Genomic DNA, 25,331 nt, shown 5'->3' with positions numbered 1-25,331 from the left:
CAGTGAGTTGGGTTGATTCTATTTTGCTTTAGATTGTCTCATAGTCTTCGTCTGTTCCCTAGCGTACAATGAGAGGATAGGAACAAGCAGGTAGTAGAAGCATTGATGATTCTGGGCTTTGATCCGGGTAAGGATAAGTGTGGCGTTGCGGTGATGGCTGAAGATCGCCAGGTATGGGAGCATGAGGTGGTTACGTCGGATCGGGCGATCGCCACTTTAAAGCGATGGTGTGAACAGTATGGGGTTTCGGTGTTGGTGATGGGAAATCAAACGACCTCGAAAGCATGGGAAGCTAAACTGAAACCGGAGTTTGCCGACACAGTGAAAATTATTAAGGTGGATGAAAGATATTCTACTTTAGAAGCCCGCGATCGCTATTGGCTCATGTATCCTCCTCAAGGATTAACTCGTCTAGTTCCCCAAGGAATGCGCCAACCCCCCCGTCCCATTGATGATATTGTAGCGATTATCCTGATCGAACGGTATTTTGCTTCAATCTAAATGACTATAACTCTACACTTTCCCAGAAAAACGACCGACTTCAGCCGGTCATCACCAAGCGATCTAACCCCAAAATAGTGCTATCTTCCAATCAAAAAATTCTGGATATAGCTCCACCTAATTGACATTACAGGCTCCAAATCTATTACTACGCCAAATGGGTATAACATTCCCCCATTCCCAGTCACTATCAACCGATTCTTCTCGAATTAGTCTTTCCGCCCACTTAGGAGCTTCTGATTTAAATTCTCCGTCCCAGACTTCATGGGTAGAAGGAGAGGATTTCCGGGTTTTAAGGATCTTGTTCATAATTGGCTGCTCCTGTAACTCAAGTAGATGCTTACTTTTTCTCATGCAGTCGATCGATTAATCGATCGCTGATTTTAACTCTTCTGAGAAAAGCATGAGCTTTAAGACTTCGCTTATTAGCATAGTCTTTTCATTTTCTGTCTGACAAGGTTCAAGCGCCAATCTTGGCCGAATCTTTGCAATTTCATGAATTTTACGCAAAAACTTTAGAACTCACTAAAATCCACAGGAGTTTTAACAAATCTTTAAGGATTTGGGGCGCAAATTTTCTGAGTTCCTCAAGAATGATGAAGTTTCTAGATCCGTATTTTTCAGGAAACATAACTGGGGGATTCACGGGGAGTTTTTTCTGCTCTAGCCTGGCTGAACAGACGGTTATACCTCTGGCATTGGTTATTCTAGGGCTTTCTGTCCTTTAACAATCCCTAGAACTTATGGCATCCTCAAACCTTGAACTCAGCAATATCCCTGAGTTCTCAGTACCTGTGGATTATTCTGAGATACCCCTTACAACAGGAATTGCAGTAACATTGGAGCCAGTTGATTAACAATACTCATAAAGCCCCCTCCCCGTCGTCTCGTTTTTTTGCTTTCCTCGATCGCCTTTTCCGTCACTTCAATAAACTCTTGAGAGATTTGGGAGCCTTCTTGATTGCCTTGAGTTTCAAAAATAGTACGAGCTACTGTCCAATCGGCGATCGCCCCACCCCCATCTCCGAGTTGCAAGCGACTCACTCCCCGCCCCAAATAAGCAGGAGCAAAATTAGGATCGATCTGTAGGGCTAAACTATGCTTTTGCAACGCTCCTTGATGATTTCCCGCACGAGCATCCACAAACGCTAACCGATAATAATCCTCTGGACTCAGCACCCCACCCGGAAAGTCAATCACCCCATTGAGAATAGCCGTATTAATAATCGCTCCTTCAATTTGAGCATTAGCCATATTCGAGCCACTCAAATTCGCCCCAGCCAAATTCGCCCCCGTTAGGTCAGCATAGGATAAATCTACCCCAATTAAATTAGCTCCCGCTAAATTGGCTCCCGCTAAATTTGCCCGTCGCAAATTAGCCTTATATAACAGCGCTCCCGTCAGATCTGCGCCGCTCAAATTTGCGCCACTTAAATCAGCATTATCCAAATTAGCAAAACTTAAATCTGCTTCTGTTAAGTCAGCATTTTCTAACTCAGCCCTACTCAACCCTGACTCGCTCAGGTTACACATCGGGCATTGTTTAGAAGAGAGCAGTTGTCTGAGATGTTCTAAATCTTCTGCGGCTACAGGAGCCGCTAAACTGAAACCCAGAAGGACGAAAGCGGTGCAGATTGCTTTTTTCATAACCCAAATGCCATAGCCATCTGTTCTATCTTAAGGGCAGATGGGGAGATGGGGTAGGGGAATAGGGGAATGGGTAATCTCCCCATTCCCCATCCCCTATTTTTTAGAGTTTCGCGCCGCATTCGGGGCAGAACTTGTTACTGGTGACATTCTTAGCGCCACAACTGGCACAATAGAGCAACTCTAAAGGCTGTTCTTTATTCAGAGTCGGCAAGCCGATCATTTGGGCATTGCTCTTACCTGGAGCCACCATGGGATAACAGTTTTCGTTGCGGGTGACATGGGCATCGAGGATGACAGGGCCATCATAAGCCAGCATTTCGGCGATCGCCCCTTCCAACTGATCTCGGCTATCAATTCTCAGACCTTTAATGCCATAAGCATCCGCCAGTTTGACAAAATCAGGCATTCCCATTTCCATATTCGAGGCAGAATAGCGCTCACCATAGAACGTTTCCTGCCACTGGCGCACCATCCCTTGCCAACCATTATTAATAATCACCACTTTGACATTAATGCCATATTGGGCGATCGTTCCCAGTTCCTGAATATTCATCTGGATACTGGCATCTCCAGCGATACAAATCACCTGCTCATTGGGCAAAGCCACCTTAACCCCCATAGCCGCAGGCATCCCAAAGCCCATCGTTCCCAAGCCCCCACTAGAAACCCATTGGCGAGGCCCATTTTCCAGGAACTGCGCTCCCCACATCTGATGTTGACCCACATCCGTAGTATAAAACGCATTAGGGGCTTGTTGACCCACCGCATAAATCACCTCTTGGGGCGAAAGTTGCCCTTCCGGACGAGGAATAACCAAAGGATAGTCCGTGCGCCAACGATTAATCCGCTCTAGCCACAGGGTCGTTTTAGCCGGTTGTCCCGATAGACCCATTTGATGGCAGCGAGCCAGAAGATCGAGCAACACTTGACGCACATCGCCGACAATGGGCACATCTGGAGTCCGATTTTTGCCCACCTCTGCGGGGTCAATATCAATATGGATCACCTGGGCACGAGAAGCAAATTCATCCAGTTTTCCGGTTACCCGGTCATCAAAGCGGGCCCCGACAGCCAGCAACAAGTCACATTCACTCACCGCAAAGTTAGCATAGGCTGTACCATGCATTCCCAACATACCTACCGATAGGGGGTGTTTTTCATCAAAAGACCCCTTAGCCATAAACGTAGTGGTTACTGGAATTTGGAACAATTCAGCCAGTTTTTTCAGTTCAGCATGGGCCCCAGAGGCGATTGCTCCACCGCCCACATAAAGTAAGGGACGTTCTGCATTTTGGAGTAAGGCGATCGCCTGATTAATCTGCCGAGGATTACCCTTAATCGTCGGCCGATACCCCGGTAACTTAATCGTACCCGGTTCTACCGGCACATAATCACACTCTTCCGTGCCCACATCTTTCGGCACATCAATCAGAACCGGCCCCGGCCGGCCGGTACTGGCAATATGGAACGCTTCGGCCACAATCCGAGCCATATCTTGGGCCCGACGCACCACATAGGAATGTTTCACCACCGGCAGGGTAATACCATAAATATCGGTTTCTTGGAACGCATCTGTACCAATAGCGGCCCTCGTCACCTGCCCAGTAATGATCACCATAGGAATAGAGTCCATTTGAGCCGTCGCAATCCCTGTCACTAAGTTCGTTGCTCCCGGGCCAGAAGTTCCAAAACACACCCCCACTTTACCCGTGGCACGAGCATAAGCATCCGCCGCATGGGAAGCCCCTTGTTCATGTCTAACCAAGAAATGTTTCAGTTCTCCATTGGCTTCGCAGCGATACAATTCATCATAAATTGGTAGAATCGCTCCCCCTGGATAACCAAAAATGTGCTTGACTCCATGCCGTTTTAAGCTATCCATAAGGGCATATGCGCCCGTTCTTCGAGTGGCTATTACTGTTGTGGCCTGCATAGGTCGGTCTCCTTCAGCTTTCTTACCTTGTTTAGTAGTCTTTGAATTGTATCGCTTCTATTTTCCAATAATCCACACAATTTAATGCATATTTTAGAGTCTTGTTAATTCTTAAAATTAGGATTTGGGGATCGTGCGGTTTTTGGGGATTTGTCGCGATCCTGTGTCTATCAGCATTTCATGACCAGATGGGGATCGGGTGCAGCGTTGATTTGATCGATCTGGATTCACCAAGCATAAATGCTTAGAGGGGAAGATTCCCCTCATTGATGCTGACTATAGATTAATTGAGCGTCAGCCACTTTTGCCCATTCAAACGAGTGACAACCCCAAAGACCAATAGACCCAGAGTAATTTTTCGCTCGTCAATCAAGAAAGGTTCGAGGGTACTGGGTTTAGCGCCATTATGGGAATAGGAAAAAGCCCGTTGTCCACCAATGTCTTCTTTAAAAAAGTAAACATTAAATTGGTGTTGTCCATTTTTCCAGGTTCCGATCACTTGCCAACAGGGCGGTTCTTTTTCCAAACCCTGTACAGCTATTTTCGCTTGAGTAAAGTTGAGCTTCAAGTCACTAATGCCCTGTTTTTCTAGTCCCGCTTGTAGGGCAGGTAGATAATCCTGTTGAATAAACTCCGCGAAGGGCTTTTCTTCTGGGGCTGGTGGCTTTTCTTTTTTAGGCGCTGTGCTTTGTTCTTCTGCCATAGTCCGAGTCTTGAGAAAATGTACTATCTTTCCTAATCATAGGGGGGAATGGGAGAGTGGGGGAATGGGGAGATGGCCCATTACCGCACAAAGCATTATAGGTTTTGCATTTCGGCGACCACTTGGGCGAGTTCTTGGACTAGGGGAGTGTTATCTGCTTCTTGAAAGGCTTGAACTAGGGCTTGATAGTACCATAGGGTTCCGGCTTTTCCACCTTTAAATCTGTCCCAAATGCTCTCTCCGACTTGGCGATAGTCTTTGAGGATCGAACGAGCATTATAGAGTTTATCGGCAGCCGAGACAAGGCGAACGGAAGCAGAAGCTTGGGGAAGGTGGGCAAGATAGGCTTCTTTCCGTTGTCGCCAAGGGGGTTTAGGTGTCGTGTCAGCGTCAGTGCATCCTTCGACTATAGCCGTTACGGTATCTCCAAATTCTTCTCGAATGCGATCGCGGGTTTCTTTTCCCCCTTGGTCTTCTATGGCATCATGCAAGAGGGCAGAGATCGCTTCATCTTCCGTTGCACCGTATTCTAGGGCAATGCTGGCAACTCCCAGAAGATGGGCAATATAGGGAACTCCTGAACCCTTACGGATCTGGGTTTGGTGCAGTTGGTGTGCCAAAATCAAGGCTTTCTCAAACCGTTTAGAAAGCATATTTTTTAATTAACAATTAACAATTAATAATTAACAATTATCGATTTCCGCTCCCTTCGACTCCGCTCAGGGAGCGCCCTCGTCTCCATGTCTCCCCATTCCCCCATTCCCCCATTCCCTCACACAGGCTGTTGTAATTCCAACTCTAGGGGCCGATCACCCTTGATCTCTAAACCTTTAAAATCTTGTTTAATGCTGCCAGACCCCTCTTCTGGGGGCCAAAAGACCCAACGACTGCCGACAGGGAGCTGATTGAGGCGATCGCTATTTTGAGTGAGTAAAATTAAAGGTAAATTGGGTAAATTCCGCGCGGGTTCCCCAAACGTGGTTCCTGCCAAGCTTTCTAAGACCACTTGATAGCCTTGAATCAGTCCAGTATAAGCCGTCCAAAGTTTCACATTCATTTGCCGACGGGAGCCATGGAAATAGAGAGAAGCAGCCGCAATGACGGCTTGTTCAAAGGTTTCGGGATGCCAAGCCCATTCCGTATCGAGGGCAATCACCACCTCTTCACCTCCGGCCATAATCTCCAATTCTCGCACCCTTAAGTCGCCATAGCGGGCGCTGGTGCGCCAGTGAATCAACCTCAAGGAGTCTCCAACCCGATAAGGGCGTAAGGAGCGAGTTAAGCCTTCTGTGGAATTTTGGATGCCCTGATCGTCGCGCTTAAATTTAGGGTGGCTCTGGTCTTGACCGAGGTCGTCAATTAGGGGACAAGTTCGCAGAGATAGCACTTGGGGATAAACGATCGCCGTAGCAGGCGCTTCCCGGCGACGGCGACACCAAAATAAGCCCAAAGGGGCGGCTGTCCTGAGCTGTAGGCTACTCCAACGATAAATTCCTCTTTTTTGGGTCGGTTGGTCATAAATCCATTTATAGCTGCTGTAAGGGGGGATATGGGCGATCGCCGTGGTTTGGGGAGGACTGAGGACAAAGGGCAGCAGATCCTGAACTTGAAGCAGGGTTTTGGGTTGGTTCGTACAATTTTCGATGTCAAGTTCAAGGGTGAGATAATCGCCAGCACTGATGGGGCGGATGCGATGGCGATGGATCTTTAGTCCGCGTAGGGATAGCACGGGCAAAATCGCCGCCATAAATAGTAAAGCGGCGAGAATGCCACTAATCACATAGAGCCATCCCACCATGGTATTGGTGGCGGCTCCAAAGAAGAAGACCATCAGAGCGCCTAGCAACCATCCCCCATAGGCTGGATTGACCCACTTTCTCTCTAACCAATCGGCGATCGCCTCTATCACGCTCTTACTCCTAAATTATTTCCCCTTATCTTTTATAGCGCTTCTGGGGATGGGGAATGGACTGTTCCCTGTTCCCTGTTCCCCCATTAAAATTCAACCAAGACTTCGGCAATTCTGCGATTGCGTCGCACGGTGAGCAGCATGGAGCGGGGACGGGTTTCTAGGAAGCCGATGAGATCGTTGACTCCTCGCAAACGACGGTGATTAATGGCTAAGAGGCGATCGCCTGGTCGAAAGCCAATATTAGACGCTAAAGACCCCCGTTCTACCTCTAATATGGTTAAGTCTTGATCGATAGTTACCCCTAGACGGGGAGGATCGGAATTGCGATCGCCCCTACTGCTATTCTCTTCAGGAAAAGTGGGATCGCGTCGAGCCACTGAATCATTCGGAAAGCCCGGATCGCGTTGATTGCCATTCGCCACAATAAACTCTTGTGCAATTAAGGCATTAGTGGCAAAACCGATGCCGCTATTGGTTCCATCCCGACTTAAAATGGCTTTATTAACTCCGATTAGTTCCCCTCGTGAATTGAGTAAAGGGCCGCCAGAATTCCCCGGATTGAGCGCTGCATCGGTTTGTAGGTCTCCGTTTTCTGGGTCAATGCGACTGAGGATACCGGTAGTAATAGTTCCTGACAGACCAAAGGGACTACCAATAGCATAAACTTGTTGACCGACTTGTACCCCTTGGCGATCGGCGATCGGAATCGTCGGTAAGCTCTCATTGGTTTGCAGACGAACTAAGGCTAAATCATTACGGCGATCCACCGCAATCACATAACCTGGGTAACGATTGCCTTGGGATGTTCTTACCTCTACCTGTCCGCCTCTAGCTTCAGAAACCACATGCTCATTGGTTAACACTAAACCATCAGATCTGACAATACTCCCTGAACCTGAACCTCGTCCAGCCTTAATCGTCACCACTGCCGGACTGGCTTGGCGATAAACTTGAATTCGGGTTTGCTCTTCACTGCTAAATTGCGCCAGTAGCCGGTTTTCCGGTAAACTGAGGGCTGGTGCAGTGATGAATAATCCCACTGCTAGAGTGGATAGGAATAAGGTTTTTGGTTGGATCATGATTCTTTACCCAGGGTTGGCAATCCTTCATTAAGGGATGACACAAAGATAGTGCTGATGGTTTCCTGATTGTAGAATAGGCACTGGTCATCGATTACTTCAACAACCCACCTATAGTCCAGAATGCCCATCTGGAGCCAGGAATTGATTTGACAGGCTTGTAGACAATCAAGATTTGGCGATCGGGGTTTAACCTTTGTTTGTTGTTTCGTTTAATTCATGAATTAATGCTTGATTATTTATCTTCATCCTTAGTTGGTGAAATGCCAGTTTTCCTTGACCCCTTTCAACTGTATACCCTACCCTTGGGAGATTGGGTGACCCATTTTGTCGATTTCTTGGTCGATCGGTTTCGCCCTATTTTTCAACTGACTACAATTCCCTTTGCTTTTGTTCTCAATACCATCGAAGCCAGTTTACTGGCTATTCCTCCCACCTTGTTCTTAATTTTCTTAGGGTTGCTGGTATGGCAATTTTGTGGCTCTGGGATTGCTATCTATAGCCTAGTGGCTATGATAGGCATTGGTTTACTGGGAACCTGGGAGCCAGCCATAACTACCTTATCTCTAGTGATTTGTGCGGTGGCATTCTGTATCATTATTGGTCTGCCGATTGGCATCATAGCCGCCAGAAACGATCGCTTTGACTCTATTTTGCGGCCGCTTCTGGATGCGATGCAAACCTTGCCTTCGTTTGTTTATTTGGTTCCGGTTGTGATGCTCTTTGGGATTGGGGAAGTTCCGGGAGTGATTGTTACCTTGATTTTTGCTGTTCCCCCTCTGATTCGATTAACCAATTTGGGGATTCGTCAGGTGTCTAAGGAAGTGGTGGAAGCGGCGATCGCCTTTGGTTCCACTCCCAACCAAGTCCTCTGGGAAGTGCAAATTCCCCTAGCTTCACCTACGATCCTCGCTGGCGTGAATCAATCTATACTCTTAGCTCTATCTATGGTGGTGGTGGCCTCAATGATTTCTGTAGAAGGTCTCGGTCAAATGGTCTTACGAGGTATTGGCCGCCTGGATGTGGGATTAGCCACGGTTGGCGGGATCAGTATTGTCTTCGTCGCTATCTTGTTAGACCGGATCACCCAGGCTTTAGGGAAACCGAAAAAGCTTTCCTGGAAAAAGCGCGGCCCCATAGGAGTTGTATTTTCTTTTACCCAGAAACAAGCGATCCCATAAATGGCTTCAATCTGTCATTAAAACCTTGGTGGTTGATTGCCCTAACTTATTTAACCGAGACCTTAAGGTGGTACTCAAGGCGGCAAAAATACCCCATTGAGCTAAGAGGGAAAAGGCAAAGGGTAAGATTAAGGTTTGGGCAGTTTGTTCTAAGGCAAACCAACTCCCCCCAAATACAGAGAACATCCACCAACCAGGAGCAATTTCTGGGGTGATTTCTAACATCATTAGAAGCATAAAGGGGAAACATAACCCCGCGAGGAGTAAAGCTCCGCCGATCGCCGTCCGGTTTTTAGAGCGGTTGAGTAAACTTAATTGGATGATTACTCCATAAATGAGCATCAAATTTGCGGAGAGGATCAAAGATAAAATGGCCCAAGTCCGTTCCGGGTTGGATAAGCGGGCGATCGCAAAAAAGATCCAAATCGCAGTAATGATTAGCACTTGCAGCGCGATCGCACCCACAGCAGGACTCTTTTCACCCCACAGCAACTCCCGAATTAAGCCTCGATTTTCCCTAGACTGTTGATGGCGATATCTAGCCCAATCTAGACAATTTTGCCGCTCTGGAGTCACCATAAAACTGGTGAACAGAATGACTACCAAATTAAACAAGCTGAGGGAAAACAGCATGTACAATCCTTGCTCAGGGTAATCTAAGCCTACCGGCAGCGCAAACCCCAATAACCACACCTGAAGCAGTGCCACCATCCCATAGCTTTGAGATTTACTCATCCTTGTACCTAGGGGATTTTGGTAGGCTCGATTAAGAATAGAAGCAATCCAATAGGCTATCCCTACACCCGTTACCACCGTTAATCCATAGCCCACCCAAGCGGAAGACAGGGGAAACATAAACCAATACCCCTCAATATATTCGGCATTACCGAAAACATACTGCTCCAAGCCCCAATTTACCCCCATTAAATAATAAGGCATCACCATTAAACTGGTGGCACTAGCGCTACCCGCACGAGCTTGTTCCCCCATTTTATCGTTACCGATTAGGCCAACCAATAGGGCGAATGCGTAACAGACTCCACATCCTAATCCCCACAGGCTATAAAGAGCTAAAACGCTAACTAAAGAATACTCCTGTAGAGCAGCGAAAGCATGGAGGGGCAAACAGAGTAGAGTAAAAAAGTACACAATAATGGGAACGCCTAACACCTTACCCCATAAGATTTTTTCACTCTCTTGAGGACTGAAGCGAATAAAATTTAGAGTCCCTTTGTTGACCTCTTTGGCTATATCACTGGTCAATAAAAATACGCCACATATTGATAAAGTCAAAGGGATAACCCAACCCAGGGAATGAAAAATGACTGACCAGGCAAAGGTATCATCATATTCTGCTGCTATCAGGATCAGAAGACCTTGTAAAAGCACGGCTGCTCCCAAAGCTAAAAATAGGGGAGCGGGCTTGAGTCTCCCTTTTAGCTCCCTTAATAATTGGGGATTCCATTCCCCAATGCGATTAAATACTGAATCCATAGTTGAAGAAGCTCCTAAACGGTCAAAATTAATATCTTTGAACCAGTTGACGATATGCTAACACTACCGGCTACGGAAATGACCAGCATTAGATATACAAAAGTTTCCTCACTAGAGCCATCATAACCTTCTTAATCCTCTCCCACCTGATAGCCAAACTGGGACAGACGAGCGCGAGATTGTCGCCATTTCGGTCTAACTTTAACAAATAATTCCAGATAAACTTGACCTAAAATCAATTTTTGCATCTGTTCCCGTGCGGCTGTACCAATGCTTTTTAACATGGCTCCTTTTTTACCAATCAGAATCGCTTTTTGGGAGTCCCGTTCTACATTAATGGCTGCAAAAACGCGAGTGATTTGCGGAGTTTCTTCTACCCGTTCAATTTCGATCGCCACCGAATGGGGAACTTCTTGGCGAGTGAGCAGTAAAATTTGTTCGCGGATTAATTCGCCCATAATAAAGCGTTCTGGCTGGTCAGTGACCAAATCGGGGGGATAATAGTAGGGGCCAGGGTCTAGATTATCCACCAGTAGGGTTTGTAGGGAGTCTAATCCCTCACCGGTGAGGGCAGAAAATTTCAGGGTAGGCCACTGGTGAGCTTGGGCTAGTTGTGTATAGCTTCGATCGATTGCCCCAAAGTCCTCCGGTTGTTGATCTGCCTTATTGAGTCCGAGAATAATGGGCAGTTTAACCGAAGAGAGTAAATCAACAATATAGCGATCGCCCCCTCCCGCAGCAACCCCACTATCGACCACAAATAACACCACATCCACGGATTTAATCGCCAACTTGGCATTTTCCACCAACACCTTCCCCAACTCATGATGAGGTTTATGAATGCCAGGGGTATCCACAAAAATAAATTGAGCGGCTGAAGTGGTCAGAATTCCCCGCAAGCGGTTGCGTGTGGTTTGAGCTACGGGTGAAGTAATAGCAATTTTTTGTCCCACCAACTCATTCATAATTGTGGACTTGCCTACATTGGGACGGCCGATAATCCCCACAAACCCTGACTTAAAGCCAGGAGGGGGTTCGGGAATTAACGTAAAGGATGAGGCAGAAGTATCGTAGAGGGCTTCAGATTGAGGATCAAGAGAATCGGTCATGGGGGATCGTAAGTCAGGAAATAACAAAGATTAAGTCAAGTTGACATTATGGAACTTTCAGAGAATTTGAGTTTAATTTACTCCTGTAAGGGCCACTAGAGCCGCTTGGTCTTCATTCAACTCAAAAGCTACGGGAGGACAAAGTTATGGGAAAACGCATTGGTATTTTAACCAGTGGCGGGGACTGTGCAGGTCTCAATGCTGCGATTCGAGCTGTCGTCTATCATGCCACAGGAACCTATGGTTATGAAGTCTTTGGAATTTATCAAGCCACATTGGGGTTATTAGAACGTCCTCCAAAGGCGATCGAATTAAACCGAAGCAACATTCGCGGTCTACTGCTCACGGGTGGAACCATCTTAGGAACTACCAACAAGGGCGACCCCTTTGCTTATCCGATGCCTGATGGCACATTACTCGATCGCTCAGAAGAAATGATCGAAGGATACCATCAATTGGGCCTCGATGCCCTACTGGTGATCGGTGGCGATGGCTCTTTAGCCATTCTGCGAAAACTAGCCAAACAGGGCAATATGAACATTATCGGTATCCCCAAAACCATTGATAATGACATTGGCATTACCGAGCGCTCTATTGGTTTCCAAACCGCCGTTGATATTGCTACAGAAGCCCTAGACCGACTCCAATTTACCGCAGCCAGTCATAACCGAGTCTTAATTCTAGAAGTGATGGGTCGGGATGCTGGCCATATTGCCATCAGTGCCGGAATTGCTGGCGGTGCGGATGTGATCCTGATTCCTGAAATTCCCTACGACATCAATAAGGTTTGCGACCATATTATCAAGCGTCGAGATATCGGCAAAAACTATTCTTTGGTGATTATCTCGGAAGCGGTAAAAACCATTGAGGGCGGAGCAATTACTAATGTGGATGTTCTCGGACAGCGCCGCTATGGAGGCATCGGCCATTACATTGCCGATAGCATTACTTCTAAAATTGGGGCGGAAACCAGGGTAACAGTGTTAGGTCATACCCAACGGGGGGGCATTCCCGCAGCTACTGACCGTCTGGTGGCTTCTGCCTTTGGGGTAGCCGCCGTTGATTTAGTGGCTGAGGGTAAATATGATTACATGGTGACTTGGCAAAATCGGCAAGTGGTAAGCGTGCCCATTGAAGATGCGATTAAACATTACCAAACGGTTGATCCTCAAGGGACTTTAGTAAAAACAGCTAGGGGTCTGGGTATTTGTTTGGGCGATTAACCCTCAAAACAAGGGGCCCCAAGCCCCTTGCCCGATCCGCAAGACGATGAAGCGATTAGGCCATTACCATACCCCCATCTACGTTAAAGACTTGACCGGTAATGTAGGCGGCTGCGGGATCTGCGGCGAGGAAACGTACCATTCCTGCAACTTCCTCTGGTTGACCATAGCGACCGAGGGGAATAAATTTGAGAATTTCGTCGGCGGCTAGGTCTTTGGTCATGTCGGTGGCGATAAAGCCCGGAGCAACTGCATTGGCAGTTACGCCCCGACTGGCGATTTCTTTGGCGACGGTTTTGGTAAATCCAATTACCCCCGCTTTGGCGGCGCTATAGTTGGCTTGACCGGGGTTTCCCATTTGGCCGGAGACGGAGGCAATGTTGATGATCCGGCCTCGACGTTGTTTGAGCATGATTTTACTGACGGCACGAGTACAAAGAAAGACTCCGGTTAGGTTGAGGTTAATGACCGCTTGCCAGTCTTCGGGTTTCATGCGTAGCAGTAGACCATCTCTGGTAATCCCGGCGTTATTGACCAGGACATCAATCTGTCCCCATTGATCCATAACGGCTTTAACCAGGGTGTCCACGGCTTCCGCTTGGGAAACATCTGCTCCCAGGGCGATCGCCTCTCCTCCTTGGTCTTTGATTTGACTGACGACTTCTTCGGCGGCTGTGCTGGAGCTAGAGTAGTTAACCGCAACTTTCGCTCCTTCTGCGGCTAGGTCAAGGGCGATCGCCCGACCAATTCCCCTAGAGGCTCCCGTCACTAGAGCCACTCGATCTTGTAATAGATTTCCCATAAACCAGGTCTTTTGACTATTTCTTAAGTTAGGCTTAGGGCATTTTGCCTTAGAATGGGGGGAAGAGGCAATTCTTCCTCAACCCATGCCCAATTTTTAATTTTTAATTTTTAATTGATACAACATGGCCGTTAAAAAGCAATTTAAGAGTTTTCCCGACCTCCTCGCCCAATCTGATGTCCCGGTTTTGGTCGATTTCTATGCCACTTGGTGCGGCCCCTGCCAAATGATGGTTCCCATTTTGGAAAGAGTGCAAACCCAGATGGGAAAAGCGATCCAAGTGGTGAAGATTGATTCAGATAAATATCCCCAACTCGCTTCTGAGTACCAGGTAGAAGCCTTGCCAACCCTGATTCTCTTTAAGCAGGGCAAACCCGTAGATAAAATTGAAGGTGTAATTAAGGCAGAACCCCTGATTGCTCGCCTCCAGACTTTGATTTAAGTAACTCGAAGAAATTTGGCTCAAAGTCTAGCTTTTTTCTGAAAGTTGTGTTAGATTAGTGAGAGTGGGTAATTAACGGCTGATTTCGTTGTTTTCCTCAACTTGCGGGTGTAGTTTAGTGGTAAAACCATAGCCTTCCAAGCTATTGATGGGGGTTCGATTCCCCCCACCCGCTTCTTGAATATATCGATTTCCAGGCTATGGCGATTCTAAAGCATCTAGTAGATGAGGTCTGGGCTTTCGTCAAGAGTCCCCCTGCCCATAGAGTTGTTGCATTCCTATGGAGGTTAGGATTATCTTAAAAATAGCTCTATAGTATTAGAGTTATCTATAAAGAGGAATGGCCAGATCGGCATGAATCGCTTGATTGCCCATGAGTCCAGTTTAGGAAATGTCCGGCCCATATCCCCACAAGTATAGAAAATCAGTCTACCCTAAAAGCAGGGGTTAATGGCTATATCAACCCAAGTCTATCCAACTCAAAAAACTCATTTATACTGAACCTTAAGGAACATTTAAATCATGCAATTGCCGCTCATCCACCCCAAACTTGAAAAGCCTCTCCCTTGGCTGTTGGGACTGGTTGCTGTTGCCGGTATTGGCGGGACTGGGATTGTGTACCTCAACATGAGTCGATCGCCTTCTCAAGGAGAGCAGATCGCCTCCTTAACGGTTCCTGCCCAAGCGTCTACGCTCACCATTCGCATCAATGCCAGTGGGGTGGTACAACCCATGCGTCGGGTTAATGTCAGTCCCAAAGTGCAAGGGAGATTAGCCGAACTCTATGTGGAACAAGGCGATCGCGTGGAAAAAGGAGAACCGATCGCCCTAATGGAAAGGGAGGAACTTGAAGCTCAACTGCGACAAGCCACAGCCAGATTAACCCGTACTCAAGCGGAACTCGATAAGGCGATCGCCGGAAACCGTTCTGAAGACATTGCCGAAGCCCAAGCCAGACTCAGACGCGCCCAAGCCAATTTAGCCGAACTACAAGCGGGTAGCCGTCCAGAAGACATTGCTGAAGCCAGAGCCTCTCTCAACCGTGCCCAAGCTCTGGTGTCGGAAGCCCAATCTCGTTTAGACTTAGCCCAAGAACGAGCAGAACGCAATCAACGCCTAGCCGATGAGGGCGCAATTTCCAGGGATGAACTCGATCAACGACTCGACGATCAACGCCGCGCCCAAGCTTATTTAGAGCAAACCGAAGCCGGGGCGATGGAAGCTCAACGCCGCCTAGAGCGCCTGCAAAATGGCTCTAGAACAGAAGATATTGCCGAAGCCCAAGCCGCAGTCGCCGAAGCCCAAGCCGCTCTAGACCGCCTAGTGAATGGAACCCGCACCGAAGATATTGCTAAAGCAGAAGCTGACTTAGTAGAAGCAAAAGCGAATGTGCAATACTACCAAGTGCAACTCGAAGATACGGAAGTCAAAGCCCCTTTTTCCGGCTTAATTGTGCAGAAATATGCTGAACCGGGAGCCTTTGTCACTCCAGTCACTGCCGCCTCTTCCGCCGACTCAGCCACCTCTACTTCAATTGTGGCTTTGGCCCAAGGCTTGGAAGTTCTCGCCAAAGTTCCCGAAGCCGACATTAGCCAAATTTACCCCAATCAAAAAGTAGAAATTGTTGCCGATGCCTATCCCGATCGCACCTTTGAAGGTCGCGTCCATCTGATTGCTCCCGAAGCCATCAAGGAAAGGGATGTCACCCTCTTTCAAGTGCGGGTAGAAATTCAAACGGGCTTAGACTTGCTTCAGTCGGGGATGAATGTGGATATATCCTTTGTGGGGGATGAACTCACCAACGCCTTAGTCGTGCCCACTGTGGCGATTATTACCCATCAGGGACAAACTGGCGTGTTAGTGCCTGGGGATGGCGAGCTACCGAAATTTCAACCGGTCACCATTGGCCCCCTCTTGGGCAATCAAATCCAAATTTTAGACGGAATTAAACCGGGTCAACCCGTCTTTGTGGAATTACCCGACGGTAAAACCCTGGATGAAATTGTTAATCGCGAGATCGAATAGACATTATGGACATCGTAGAAAGCATCAAAATTGCCGGTAAAACTCTACTGGGTAATAAAATGCGAAGCACGTTAACCATGCTGGGGATTATTATCGGCAATTCTTCTGTCATTGCCATGATTGGCATTGGTGAAGGAACCCAAAACTATGTCACTAGCGAGGTGGGGTCGTTGGGGCCCAATGTTTTATTTGTCCTACCGGGAAATCCCAATGCTCAGAGACGAAGCATTGTCCCTCCCCAAACCTTAGTCCTAGAGGATGCTGAGGCGATTGAGCAACAAGTGCCCTCAGTAGCAGCAGTAGCTCCCATTCTAACTGTTAGGGAAACGGTGAGCTACCAGGGCAATAATGTGGCCATTTCCATTACTGGAAGTACGCCAGAATTACTAACAGTACGCAGTTTAGGTGTAGCCAATGGCCGCTTTCTGAATGAATTAGATGTTAAGCGCAGTGAAACCGTGGTTGCCATTGGATCGGAGTTAGCCAAAGGATTATTTGGAAATCGCAATCCTGTGGGGGAAACCCTACGCTTAAAATCGATTAGTTTTCGGGTTATTGGGGTGATGCAACCCAAAGGTTCATCCTTTGGGGATAACATGGATATGGCGGCCTATATTCCCCTCAGCACGATGACTAACCGAGTGAGTGGGAATACTTCCCCCTATGGGACGCAAGTGAGTTTAATTTCCATTTCCATTAAGTCGGAAGATCGCATGAATGCGGCCAAGTTCCAGATTGAAAACTTGCTCCGTTTCCGGCATAAAATTACGGATGAGGATGATTTTACGGTACGCTCCCAAAAGGAATTAATGAATATTTTAGGGAGTATCACGGGCGCTCTCACCCTGTTGCTGGCAGCAATTTCTGGAATCTCCTTACTCGTCGGTGGCATTGGTATTATGAATATTATGCTAGTTTCGGTGACCGAGCGCACCCAAGAAATCGGGTTAAGAAAGGCGATCGGAGCATCGGAACAAGATATTTTAATTCAGTTCATGATCGAAGCGATTATTTTATCGGTTATGGGTGGATTAATTGGTACAGGATTAGGCATTAGTGGCATTTGGGTGATTAGCAGCTTAACGGCTCTAGATGCAGAAGTTTCGTTAGTAGCCATTACCCTGGCTGTTGGTGTTTCTGGAACGATTGGTTTATTTTTTGGTGTATTTCCTGCCCGACAAGCGGCTAAACTTGACCCTATTGTTGCCTTGCGTAGTGCTTAAATAGAGATCGAAAAATTCATGAATCAGGAATTAGAAAAAAAAGATATTATTCGCTTAGAACATATCTCGAAAGTCTATCAGATGGGGGATGTGGAAGTTCAGGCGATCGCCGATGTCAGCTTAACGATTCAATCGGGGGAATATTGCTCGATTATGGGGCCCTCTGGCTCTGGAAAATCCACCGCCATGAATATTATTGGCTGTTTAGATCGCCCCAGCTCCGGTAAGTATTATTTGGATGGCACGGATGTGGCGCAGTTGCCGAAAAAGGAACTTGCCAGCATTCGCAACCAAAAACTGGGGTTTGTGTTTCAGCAGTTTCATTTATTGGCCCAATTAACTGCCCTAGAAAATGTGATGTTACCCATGGTTTATGCTGGAATTAAAGGCAGGGAGCGTCAAGACAGAGCCGCAGAAGCGCTGAAACAAGTGGGTTTAGAAAATCGGATGAAAAATAAACCCAATCAACTCTCTGGAGGACAACAGCAACGGGTGGCGATCGCCAGAGCTATTGTTAATCGTCCCGTTGTTTTGCTGGCAGATGAGCCAACTGGTGCTTTAGACACCAAAACCACGGAAGAAGTGATGAATATCTTTACCCAACTCAACCGTGATGGTATGACTGTAGTCATGGTTACTCATGAACCCGATGTGGCTCGATTAACTAACCGTATTATTTGGTTTAGGGATGGTGCAGTAGTTCAATCTCATTTAAGTATAGAAGACTTACAGGCTTCCCATTTATAACGAATTTGGGGGTGGGCACTATAAAATAAATCACCCATTATCCAACTTCAACACCGCCATGAATGCGGATTGGGGCACATCTACTGTACCAATGGATTTCATCCGCTTTTTACCCTTGGCTTGTTTTTGCAGCAGTTTTTTCTTCCGGGAAATATCACCGCCGTAACATTTGGCTAACACATCCTTACGCAAGGCGGGAATATGTTCGCTGGCAATGACTCGCGAACCAATGGCGGCTTGAATGGGAACCTTAAATTGATGGCGGGGAATTAATTCTTTCAGTTTTTCGGTTAATCCCCGTCCCACATAGTAAGCTTTATCCCGATGGACAATCATGGCGAGGGCATCGACGGGATCGTTGTTGATCATGATATCTAAACGGACTAGATCGTTGGGGCGATAGCCAATGAACTGATACTCCATGCTGGCATAACCGCGCGATCGCGTTTTCATCTGATCGAAAAAGTCAGTGACTACTTCCGCCAAGGGCAACTCATAAATTAATGTGGTGCGACTTTGGGTTAGATATTTCATATCCTTGAACACCCCGCGCCGGGTTTGGCACAATTCCATCAATGTGCCCACATAGGTTTCTGGGGTAATAATATCAACCTGTACATAGGGTTCTTCAATGCTTTGCCGTTCGTTGGCTGCGGGCAGAGTGCTGGGATTATCAATATTGACCACTTCTCCGGAGTTAGAGATTACTCGATAAACTACGGAAGGCGCAGTAATAATTAAGTCTAGATCGTATTCTCGCTCTAACCGTTCTTGGACAATTTCCATGTGTAGTAACCCCAGGAACCCGCAGCGAAAGCCAAAACCCATAGCGCTAGAGGTTTCTGGTTCATAGGAGAGGGCAGCATCATTGAGTTTGAGTCTCTCCAGGGCTTCACGCAATTCGGGAAACTGGTTGGCATCGGTGGGAAACATGCCGCAGAATACCATGGGGTTGGCTTCTTTATATCCGGGGAGGGGCTTGTCGGCAGGTTGAGCTTTCAGGGTGATGGTATCGCCCACCCGCGCATCTTCCACGGCTTTAATGGATGCGGCTAAATAACCCACTTCTCCAGCGTGCAGTTCCTGGACTTGCACCTGGGTGGGAGAAAGAATGCCTAATTCGTCGATGTCGTATTCTTTGCCTGTTGCCATGAGGCGGATGCGATCGCCTTTACAAACCTTACCATCCACCACCCGAAAATAGACAATAACGCCCCGATAGCTATCATAATAACTGTCAAAAATCAGCGCCCGTAGGGGCTTCTCCGTGGTATCTTCTGGGGCAGGAATACCCTTAACAATGGCGGCTAAAATCTCTGGAATACCGATCCCTTCCTTGGCTGAAGCTAAAATGGCTTGACTACAGTCTAAACCAATCACTTCTTCTATTTCTGCTCTCACCCGCTCTGGTTCCGCCCCTGGCAAGTCAATTTTATTCAGAACGGGGATAATTTCTAGGTCGTGTTCCAGTGCCAAATAGACATTCGCCAGGGTTTGCGCTTCCACACCCTGAGAAGCATCTACCACCAACAGCGCTCCCTCACAGGCAATCAGCGATCGCGACACTTCATACGAAAAATCCACATGTCCCGGAGTATCAATTAAATTTAGAACATAAGTTTCTCCATTTTTGGCCTGATAATTCATCCGAGCCGCCTGGAGCTTAATGGTAATCCCCCGCTCCCGTTCGAGATCCATGGTATCCAAGAACTGCTCCTTCATATCGCGATCGGCAACGGCTCCGGTAAACTGGAGCAGGCGATCGGCCAAGGTAGACTTACCATGATCGATATGGGCAATAATACAGAAATTACGAATATGAGAGACTTTAGCGTCGGTCATAAAGTTAAATTTGAACCTAATTGAGTGAAACGTGCAGTTAAAATGGTCGCTCCGGTTCAGACGCACTTGAGCAAACAAGCGGCCTGTAGGGTTGGCTCGGATAGTTAATATATTTTAACCTAGTCCGGGAGTTTAAGGGAATTTACCAGCCATCCTCCATTCATCATAGGATCGCGGCATGTTAAACTAAGATAAACCCTACGTGCTTTAAATGGGCCTGCTGCTGTAGTCTTGTAGACCTAACCCCTTTTTAGGTCAGACCCTACAGAATCCTTAAATGAGACTGAACAAAACAGATTCCATTAATAAGGTAAACTGTCGTTTTTTTCTTTCAGTCAGGTTGAAAAAAAGATCGAAAACAACTAGGGTAGAAACAAAAATCTGATGTATATTGAGGCTTAAACTGAAACCCATGAATGATCCTACTCTTTCTTCCGAACGTAAACTCGATAAAGTCGAAATTTCCATCGCCTTAGATGCGGAATTACTCGAACAAATTCAGCACTTAACCAATGACCCTTCGAGAATTATTGAAACAGCAATTCGTCAATGGCTCAGAGGTTCAAGCCAACGAGATGATGAACTCACCCGCACTCTGATCAAAAGCCCTCCCCTGCCTCCAAGGGGTGAATGGAACGACTAAAACTGAAATCTCCCCAGAGATCCAGGCGATCTCCAGGAGATTTTAAACTCTGAAGATCCCCAATAGACTTTTGGTCTCTTCTGTTACTCCCCTCCTGCTCAGATGCCAGGCCTGTGAACATCATCAGGCTCAATCCAGGCCATTCCATCCCCAAAGCTGACTAGAGAGCTTCAAGAGTCTACAACCGGACAGAAGTCATCAATCGGTTAGTCCTCAATCTGGAAAATCTGAGCTACTCTAGGTTAGAGGTCAAATGTCTCTTAAAAATTCACCGACACCAACTCATGAATGCTTCTTCCCATGCATCCATTTCCACCCTAAATGACACCAGCCTTTCTAACCCTTTAGAGAGGGGAAATGCCAAACCGTCAATTCTGTTAGGGTTAGGGGCTGAATTAAGCTTTATTCATAATACTTCTGGTGAGTACCTAGCTTTTAATTGGACTCAAGCAGAACGCTATGATTTAGCCTCTGAAAAATTAGTCGGGGAATTGATGGAAAAGACCCTTTATCCTATCCCTATCGATCCCTATTTGGATCGAGTGCGTCAAGTCTTGGAAAATCAATTGCCGGAACGTTTTAGCTATCCCTTTCGCTATGGGGAATATTACTTACTCTTCGATTTGGTCGTCACTCCAGTGCTAACTTCTCCTTTGAAAGCCAATCAAGTGTTAGTGCTGGGGAGACTGCTGTCGAGCGCTGTGGGATCTCAATCCTTTGCCAGTAGTCCAGATGTGCTAAAGCAGGGAGAAAACAGAACTACCGATCATTATCAGACTCTGCTGACGCGAGTCACCCGTAAAATCAGACGAACTCTGGATCTCGAAACGATTTGGAAGCAGACGGTGGAAGGGTTAGGTATTGCCTTAAATCTAGAAAGCTGTGCGATCGCCCAAAAATGCCTAGAGAGCCAAAATCTGAAAATCGTTGCCCACTATAGCCATCAAGGGAGTGGATCGCAAGTGGGAAGCTTGATCTCCTTAGAGGAAAATTCCCCCTTGATGGGAGCCTTATCGAGTCTAGAACCTTTAGCTTGGGTAGAACAGGAGGGTAAGGAGTCCTCAGAGTCTCGGTTAGCGGTAGCCACCTGCTATCAGGATCAACCCAATGGATTACTGATGTTATCACCTCCCGTGCGCTCGGATGACGATCAACCCTATTTGTGGTCACCGGACGAGATCGAGTTGGTGAGGGAGTTGGCGGATCAGGTGGGAACGGCGATCGCCCATGCGACACTCTACCAAGAACTAGAATTAGCCAGAGAACAAGCCGAAGAAGCTTCACGACTTAAAAGTGAATTTTTAGCCAATACCTCCCATGAACTGAGAACCCCCCTCAATGGCATGATTGGCTTTCTCAAGCTGATCCTCGATGGTATGGCTGACGATCCAGAAGAGCAACTCGAATGGGTTCAAGAAGCCCATAAGTCCGCCTTACATCTTCTAAACTTAATTAATGATGTGTTGGATCTGGCCCGAATTGAAGCCGGAAAAATGCAGATTGAGCTAAGTCCAGTGAATTTGGATGAACTCTTAACCAACTTAGAAAACTTTACTCGACCGCAGGCGGAAACCAAAGGGTTAAGTTATGAAGTCAGCCGCACCCTAACCCGCGATGAAGTGATGATTACAGGGAATTATCAGCGCCTGTTACAGGTGATGTTAAATTTGGTGGGTAATGCCATTAAATTTACTCATGAAGGGGGAATTACGATTACGGCTGAAGTAATCGCCAAGAAATTTCATGTGGGCGATCGCGACTATCCCGGCTTTGTCAAGGTGAGTGTAGCCGATACCGGTATCGGTGTTCCCTTAGAGAAGCAAGAACAATTGTTTCAGAACTTTTCCCAAATTGATGGATCGCGTACCCGTCAATATGGAGGAACGGGCTTAGGATTAGCCATTTCTCAGCGCTTAATTGAGGCCATGGGCGGTGAAGTGAACTTCTTTAGTATGGGAGAAGGCCTCGGCTCGACGGTCACTTTTACAGCTCCCCTGGGACAATTACCGGTAATTGTTAAGGAGTAACTTCTGTGGGAGAGTTGGCTCGAATCCATCCGCGATCGCAGAGAATAGTGAAGAGACTGATGGACTCTTCTAATAAGCAGGCATGACCGCTATAGGGTAAATAAACGATTTGAGCATCCCGAAGCTGTTGTTGCAAGTAGCGGGCTTCAGAGATGGACGGTAATAAACGATCGCTGCCACTGGCTAAAATTAGGGTCGGTTGCCCGATCCCCTGTAGATCTTGGGGAGGGAGAGTAAACTGCCTAAGCAGAGATAACCGCCAAGCCGAGGTATCAGCAGGCACATCACAAAGGGCAGACCAGAGAGCCTGGCGATCTTCAGGAGCGATGCGAGGCAAGGCAGCCAGTAACAAATAAACAGCAACACTGCCCAAATTATAGAGGGGATCGGGAATCCAAGGCACAATCGACTCCCCCAAAGTCATCCAAGGACGACGGTGAAAAGAAGAAGCAGGATTGACCAAAATTAAGCGAGAAATTAATTCCGGTGCTTTCAGAACCGTTTTCAGGGCTAAACAGCCCCCAAATGACTCCCCACATAAATAAACCCGGCGGTTGACTTTGGAGACCAATTGAGCTTGAATAAACTCGATGAGGCGATCGCTCAACCCCTCCCAATCCAGGCGATTATCTGGCGGAATCCTCATGGCTCGCACCTCAAAATCCCTTTGCAACCCTTGTGCCTGACGAGCAAACAACGATCCCCAACCATCCATACCGGGCAGGAAAACCCATAGATCCGCCTGGGGACGCACAGCAGTTAACTGGAGAAAATGAGGGTAAAGGTCAGACATAGGAGAAAATCAAAAGATAGCCTTGGGTATTCAAGATCGACAACCATTGCACCGATCCCAAAAACAAAATTAACTCATCCTAATTATAGATAATGCTTTTTTATCTGTTTTTGGGCATTGCCTCGGACATTTCCGATTCTGCCATCCCTTTAAGCCTTAAAGAGCAATCGACTCAGTTTCTCTAAAGTCTGTTATCTTAGTCTCACCTCAAATCGATAGGCAATCAAGACAAACTTGAGCAACTAAGGCTACAATCAGAATTAATTCCCCTTATCGATCGATTGAGTAAAATCCATAAGACAACCTAACGGGTTGATTTGACAAAGCAGGTCATTAAAAACGCTAATCATATTTTCTATGAACTCTAACTATCCAGCAAAAAAAACCTTTACCATTACAACTCCTCTATACTACGTCAATGACTTGCCCCATATCGGCAGCGCCTATACCACCATTGCCGCAGATGTTTTAGCCCGCTACTGGAGACTTCGCGGAGAAGAAGTCTTGATGATTACGGGTACAGATGAACATGGCTTAAAAATCCAGCGCACGGCTCAGGAGCGGGGGAAAGACCCCCAGGCCCATTGTGATGAAATTGTCCAGGGGTTTCAAACCCTCTGGCAGAAGCTCAACATTCAGTATGATCGCTTTAGTCGAACCACGGCGACAAACCATCATCACATTGTGCAAGAATTCTTCCAGCGAGTTTGGGACAATGGGGACATTTATCAAGGGGTGCAAAAAGGATGGTATTGCGTTTCCTGTGAAGAATTTAAAGAAGAACGAGACCTGCTTGAGGATCGCCGTTGTCCTATTCATCCCAACAAATCCACAGAATGGCGGGACGAAAATAACTATTTCTTCCGCTTGTCTAAATATCAAGACCCGTTAGAATCCTTCTATAGTGAGAATCCAGACTTCATTCAACCGGAAAGTCGCCGTAATGAAGTCCTTAGCTTTGTGGCTCGTGGGCTGCAAGATTTTTCCATCTCGCGAGTTAACCTAGATTGGGGGTTTCCTGTGCCGACAGATGTCAAACACACCCTTTATGTGTGGTTCGATGCCCTATTAGGGTATATCACCGCCTTACTCGATCCCGAAGATACACCCAGTTTAGAGAATGCTCTCGCCCGGTGGTGGCCGATTCAAACCCATCTAATTGGTAAAGATATTCTGCGCTTCCACACGGTCTATTGGCCAGCAATGCTGATGTCTGCGGGTCTCCCTTTGCCAGGACGGGTGTTTGGCCATGGCTTTTTGACTAAAGATGGGATGAAAATGGGTAAAACCTTGGGAAATACGTTAAACCCCTATGAATTAGTGGATCGCTATGGGGCTGATGCGGTTCGCTACTATTTTCTGAAAGAAATTGAGTTTGGTAAGGATGGGGACTTTAATGAAACTCGATTTATTAATGTTCTTAATGCGGATCTAGCTAATGATTTAGGAAATCTGCTCAATCGGACTCTAGGGATGGTGAGAAAATATAGTCAAGGTCAAGTTCCGGCGATCGCCCCTAATGACATTCCTGATGATAATCCCCTGAAAATCCTGGGAAGTTCCTTGAAGTCAAAAGTAGATCGGCATTACAATGACCTCGCTTATTCCCAAGCTTGTGAAGCCATTCTCGGCCTTGTGCAAAGCAGTAACAAATATATTGATGAGCAAGCGCCCTGGACGTTGTATAAACAAGGAAAGCAAGAGTCCCTAGCAGAAGTTCTCTACTCGGTTCTAGAATCCGTGCGTTTAGCAGCCTATCTGCTCTCACCGATTATTCCGGGTCTTAGCACCGCCATCTATAACCAATTAGGATTTAGTGTCGATTTTAACCAGGTTAGAGACCTTGAAAACAAAATCCCCTTTGAAAGCCATGCCCAATGGGGCATATTACCCGGTCAACAAACGTTAGGTAATCCTAAACCGGTTTTCCAACGTCTAGAATTAATTGAAGCTTGAATTTGATATAATAACAAGCTTTCCTTTCTCTTTCCAAACCACCATA

At 47.0% G+C, this 25,331-nt stretch carries 22 protein-coding genes and 1 tRNA gene; 11 read left to right on the top strand and 12 right to left on the bottom strand.

Going from position 1 to position 25,331, the window contains the following annotated elements:
• The first annotated feature begins 105 nt into the window (after window positions 1-105).
• Window positions 106-501: a pre-16S rRNA-processing nuclease YqgF gene (locus AC3FZD_RS04165; protein WP_488738921.1), complete on the top strand. Its 396-nt coding sequence runs from the start codon at window positions 106-108 to the stop codon at window positions 499-501.
• 117 nt (window positions 502-618) lie between these two features.
• Here AC3FZD_RS04165 and AC3FZD_RS04160 read toward each other — a convergent pair whose 3' ends face one another.
• From AC3FZD_RS04160 to AC3FZD_RS04130, 7 genes are all read right to left on the bottom strand, one after another.
• A complete protein-coding gene (locus AC3FZD_RS04160) occupies window positions 619-810 on the bottom strand; it encodes a hypothetical protein (protein ID WP_488738920.1) in 192 nt (63 codons plus the stop codon).
• Between the two features lie 507 nt (window positions 811-1,317).
• The gene (locus tag AC3FZD_RS04155) at window positions 1,318-2,148 is read right to left on the bottom strand and encodes a pentapeptide repeat-containing protein (RefSeq protein ID WP_488738919.1); all 831 of its coding nucleotides are present in this window, start codon (window positions 2,146-2,148) and stop codon (window positions 1,318-1,320) included.
• 103 nt (window positions 2,149-2,251) lie between these two features.
• The gene (ilvB, locus tag AC3FZD_RS04150) at window positions 2,252-4,084 is read right to left on the bottom strand and encodes a biosynthetic-type acetolactate synthase large subunit (RefSeq protein ID WP_488738918.1); all 1,833 of its coding nucleotides are present in this window, start codon (window positions 4,082-4,084) and stop codon (window positions 2,252-2,254) included.
• 283 nt (window positions 4,085-4,367) lie between these two features.
• Window positions 4,368-4,787, bottom strand: a complete 420-nt coding sequence (locus AC3FZD_RS04145; protein WP_488738917.1) for a DUF2996 domain-containing protein — start codon at window positions 4,785-4,787, stop codon at window positions 4,368-4,370.
• A gap of 95 nt (window positions 4,788-4,882) precedes the next feature.
• A complete protein-coding gene (locus tag AC3FZD_RS04140; protein ID WP_488738916.1) occupies window positions 4,883-5,440 on the bottom strand; it encodes an HD domain-containing protein in 558 nt (185 codons plus the stop codon).
• A gap of 119 nt (window positions 5,441-5,559) precedes the next feature.
• A complete protein-coding gene (locus tag AC3FZD_RS04135; RefSeq protein WP_488738915.1) occupies window positions 5,560-6,696 on the bottom strand; it encodes a DUF58 domain-containing protein in 1,137 nt (378 codons plus the stop codon).
• Window positions 6,697-6,782: 86 nt separating this feature from the next.
• The gene (locus tag AC3FZD_RS04130; protein WP_488738914.1) at window positions 6,783-7,778 is read right to left on the bottom strand and encodes a S1C family serine protease; all 996 of its coding nucleotides are present in this window, start codon (window positions 7,776-7,778) and stop codon (window positions 6,783-6,785) included.
• A 227-nt stretch (window positions 7,779-8,005) separates the two neighbouring features.
• On the opposite strand from AC3FZD_RS04130, the gene AC3FZD_RS04125 reads away from it, so the two are divergent.
• Window positions 8,006-8,959 carry an ABC transporter permease gene (locus AC3FZD_RS04125; protein WP_488738913.1) on the top strand — a complete coding sequence of 318 codons (954 nt, stop codon included), beginning with the start codon at window positions 8,006-8,008 and terminating at the stop codon, window positions 8,957-8,959.
• A gap of 6 nt (window positions 8,960-8,965) precedes the next feature.
• On the opposite strand, the gene AC3FZD_RS04120 is transcribed toward AC3FZD_RS04125, so the two are convergent.
• Together AC3FZD_RS04120 and era are read right to left on the bottom strand one after the other, a co-directional pair.
• Entirely contained in the window at window positions 8,966-10,453 is a 1,488-nt protein-coding gene (locus AC3FZD_RS04120; RefSeq protein ID WP_488738912.1) for a hypothetical protein, read from the bottom strand.
• A 131-nt stretch (window positions 10,454-10,584) separates the two neighbouring features.
• Window positions 10,585-11,562 (bottom strand): GTPase Era, encoded by a 978-nt coding sequence (gene era / locus AC3FZD_RS04115; protein WP_488738911.1) that lies wholly within the window; start codon window positions 11,560-11,562, stop codon window positions 10,585-10,587.
• Between the two features lie 146 nt (window positions 11,563-11,708).
• On the opposite strand from era, the gene AC3FZD_RS04110 reads away from it, so the two are divergent.
• Complete coding sequence (locus AC3FZD_RS04110; protein WP_488738910.1) at window positions 11,709-12,785, top strand: ATP-dependent 6-phosphofructokinase; 1,077 nt, start codon at window positions 11,709-11,711, stop codon at window positions 12,783-12,785.
• Window positions 12,786-12,840: 55 nt separating this feature from the next.
• Here the strand turns inward: AC3FZD_RS04110 and fabG are convergent, their stop codons facing one another.
• Window positions 12,841-13,587, bottom strand: a complete 747-nt coding sequence (gene fabG / locus AC3FZD_RS04105) for a 3-oxoacyl-[acyl-carrier-protein] reductase (protein ID WP_488738909.1) — start codon at window positions 13,585-13,587, stop codon at window positions 12,841-12,843.
• A 124-nt stretch (window positions 13,588-13,711) separates the two neighbouring features.
• Between fabG and trxA the strand changes: the two genes are divergently transcribed.
• The 5 genes from trxA (at window position 13,712) to AC3FZD_RS04080 (ending at window position 18,024) form a co-directional block, all read left to right on the top strand.
• On the top strand, window positions 13,712-14,029 hold the full coding sequence (trxA, locus tag AC3FZD_RS04100) for a thioredoxin (protein WP_488738908.1): 318 nt from the start codon (window positions 13,712-13,714) through the stop codon (window positions 14,027-14,029).
• Between the two features lie 104 nt (window positions 14,030-14,133).
• Window positions 14,134-14,204, top strand: a tRNA-Gly gene (locus AC3FZD_RS04095).
• 347 nt (window positions 14,205-14,551) lie between these two features.
• Window positions 14,552-16,054 carry an efflux RND transporter periplasmic adaptor subunit gene (locus AC3FZD_RS04090; protein WP_488738907.1) on the top strand — a complete coding sequence of 501 codons (1,503 nt, stop codon included), beginning with the start codon at window positions 14,552-14,554 and terminating at the stop codon, window positions 16,052-16,054.
• A gap of 5 nt (window positions 16,055-16,059) precedes the next feature.
• A complete protein-coding gene (locus AC3FZD_RS04085; RefSeq protein WP_488738906.1) occupies window positions 16,060-17,277 on the top strand; it encodes an ABC transporter permease in 1,218 nt (405 codons plus the stop codon).
• 18 nt (window positions 17,278-17,295) lie between these two features.
• A complete protein-coding gene (locus AC3FZD_RS04080; RefSeq protein ID WP_488738905.1) occupies window positions 17,296-18,024 on the top strand; it encodes an ABC transporter ATP-binding protein in 729 nt (242 codons plus the stop codon).
• 30 nt (window positions 18,025-18,054) lie between these two features.
• Here AC3FZD_RS04080 and lepA read toward each other — a convergent pair whose 3' ends face one another.
• Window positions 18,055-19,866 carry a translation elongation factor 4 gene (gene lepA, locus AC3FZD_RS04075; RefSeq protein ID WP_488738904.1) on the bottom strand — a complete coding sequence of 604 codons (1,812 nt, stop codon included), beginning with the start codon at window positions 19,864-19,866 and terminating at the stop codon, window positions 18,055-18,057.
• Window positions 19,867-20,278: 412 nt separating this feature from the next.
• On the opposite strand from lepA, the gene AC3FZD_RS04070 reads away from it, so the two are divergent.
• Window positions 20,279-20,509 carry a hypothetical protein gene (locus AC3FZD_RS04070; RefSeq protein WP_488738903.1) on the top strand — a complete coding sequence of 77 codons (231 nt, stop codon included), beginning with the start codon at window positions 20,279-20,281 and terminating at the stop codon, window positions 20,507-20,509.
• A gap of 284 nt (window positions 20,510-20,793) precedes the next feature.
• Window positions 20,794-22,536, top strand: coding sequence for a sensor histidine kinase (locus AC3FZD_RS04065; RefSeq protein WP_488738902.1), 1,743 nt, complete (start codon window positions 20,794-20,796; stop codon window positions 22,534-22,536).
• Here the strand turns inward: AC3FZD_RS04065 and AC3FZD_RS04060 are convergent.
• Window positions 22,526-23,329 carry an alpha/beta fold hydrolase gene (locus tag AC3FZD_RS04060; RefSeq protein ID WP_488738901.1) on the bottom strand — a complete coding sequence of 268 codons (804 nt, stop codon included), beginning with the start codon at window positions 23,327-23,329 and terminating at the stop codon, window positions 22,526-22,528. The genes AC3FZD_RS04065 and AC3FZD_RS04060 overlap by 11 nt on opposite strands.
• 357 nt (window positions 23,330-23,686) lie before the next feature.
• On the opposite strand from AC3FZD_RS04060, the gene metG reads away from it, so the two are divergent.
• On the top strand, window positions 23,687-25,285 hold the full coding sequence (gene metG / locus AC3FZD_RS04055; RefSeq protein ID WP_488738900.1) for a methionine--tRNA ligase: 1,599 nt from the start codon (window positions 23,687-23,689) through the stop codon (window positions 25,283-25,285).
• Window positions 25,286-25,331 lie beyond the last annotated feature (46 nt).

This window comes from Roseofilum sp. KMC-1 (assembly GCF_057802075.1).
Note: the sequence above shows the minus strand (reverse complement) of the source record. Positions and strands in the feature narration are given on the sequence as shown.

Excerpts from the sequence above, each read along its gene's own strand:
- AC3FZD_RS04165 (WP_488738921.1), top strand. The coding sequence starts at position 106 with ATGATTCTGGGCTTTGATCCGGGTAAGGATAAGTGTGGCGTTGCGGTG.
- AC3FZD_RS04160 (WP_488738920.1), bottom strand. The coding sequence starts at position 810 with ATGAACAAGATCCTTAAAACCCGGAAATCCTCTCCTTCTACCCATGAA.
- AC3FZD_RS04155 (WP_488738919.1), bottom strand. The coding sequence starts at position 2,148 with ATGAAAAAAGCAATCTGCACCGCTTTCGTCCTTCTGGGTTTCAGTTTA.
- ilvB (WP_488738918.1), bottom strand. The coding sequence starts at position 4,084 with ATGCAGGCCACAACAGTAATAGCCACTCGAAGAACGGGCGCATATGCC.
- AC3FZD_RS04145 (WP_488738917.1), bottom strand. The coding sequence starts at position 4,787 with ATGGCAGAAGAACAAAGCACAGCGCCTAAAAAAGAAAAGCCACCAGCC.
- AC3FZD_RS04140 (WP_488738916.1), bottom strand. The coding sequence starts at position 5,440 with ATGCTTTCTAAACGGTTTGAGAAAGCCTTGATTTTGGCACACCAACTG.
- AC3FZD_RS04130 (WP_488738914.1), bottom strand. The coding sequence starts at position 7,778 with ATGATCCAACCAAAAACCTTATTCCTATCCACTCTAGCAGTGGGATTA.
- AC3FZD_RS04125 (WP_488738913.1), top strand. The coding sequence starts at position 8,006 with ATGCTTGATTATTTATCTTCATCCTTAGTTGGTGAAATGCCAGTTTTC.
- AC3FZD_RS04120 (WP_488738912.1), bottom strand. The coding sequence starts at position 10,453 with ATGGATTCAGTATTTAATCGCATTGGGGAATGGAATCCCCAATTATTA.
- era (WP_488738911.1), bottom strand. The coding sequence starts at position 11,562 with ATGACCGATTCTCTTGATCCTCAATCTGAAGCCCTCTACGATACTTCT.
- AC3FZD_RS04110 (WP_488738910.1), top strand. The coding sequence starts at position 11,709 with ATGGGAAAACGCATTGGTATTTTAACCAGTGGCGGGGACTGTGCAGGT.
- fabG (WP_488738909.1), bottom strand. The coding sequence starts at position 13,587 with ATGGGAAATCTATTACAAGATCGAGTGGCTCTAGTGACGGGAGCCTCT.
- trxA (WP_488738908.1), top strand. The coding sequence starts at position 13,712 with ATGGCCGTTAAAAAGCAATTTAAGAGTTTTCCCGACCTCCTCGCCCAA.
- AC3FZD_RS04090 (WP_488738907.1), top strand. The coding sequence starts at position 14,552 with ATGCAATTGCCGCTCATCCACCCCAAACTTGAAAAGCCTCTCCCTTGG.
- AC3FZD_RS04085 (WP_488738906.1), top strand. The coding sequence starts at position 16,060 with ATGGACATCGTAGAAAGCATCAAAATTGCCGGTAAAACTCTACTGGGT.
- AC3FZD_RS04080 (WP_488738905.1), top strand. The coding sequence starts at position 17,296 with ATGAATCAGGAATTAGAAAAAAAAGATATTATTCGCTTAGAACATATC.
- lepA (WP_488738904.1), bottom strand. The coding sequence starts at position 19,866 with ATGACCGACGCTAAAGTCTCTCATATTCGTAATTTCTGTATTATTGCC.
- AC3FZD_RS04070 (WP_488738903.1), top strand. The coding sequence starts at position 20,279 with ATGAATGATCCTACTCTTTCTTCCGAACGTAAACTCGATAAAGTCGAA.
- AC3FZD_RS04065 (WP_488738902.1), top strand. The coding sequence starts at position 20,794 with ATGAATGCTTCTTCCCATGCATCCATTTCCACCCTAAATGACACCAGC.
- AC3FZD_RS04060 (WP_488738901.1), bottom strand. The coding sequence starts at position 23,329 with ATGTCTGACCTTTACCCTCATTTTCTCCAGTTAACTGCTGTGCGTCCC.
- metG (WP_488738900.1), top strand. The coding sequence starts at position 23,687 with ATGAACTCTAACTATCCAGCAAAAAAAACCTTTACCATTACAACTCCT.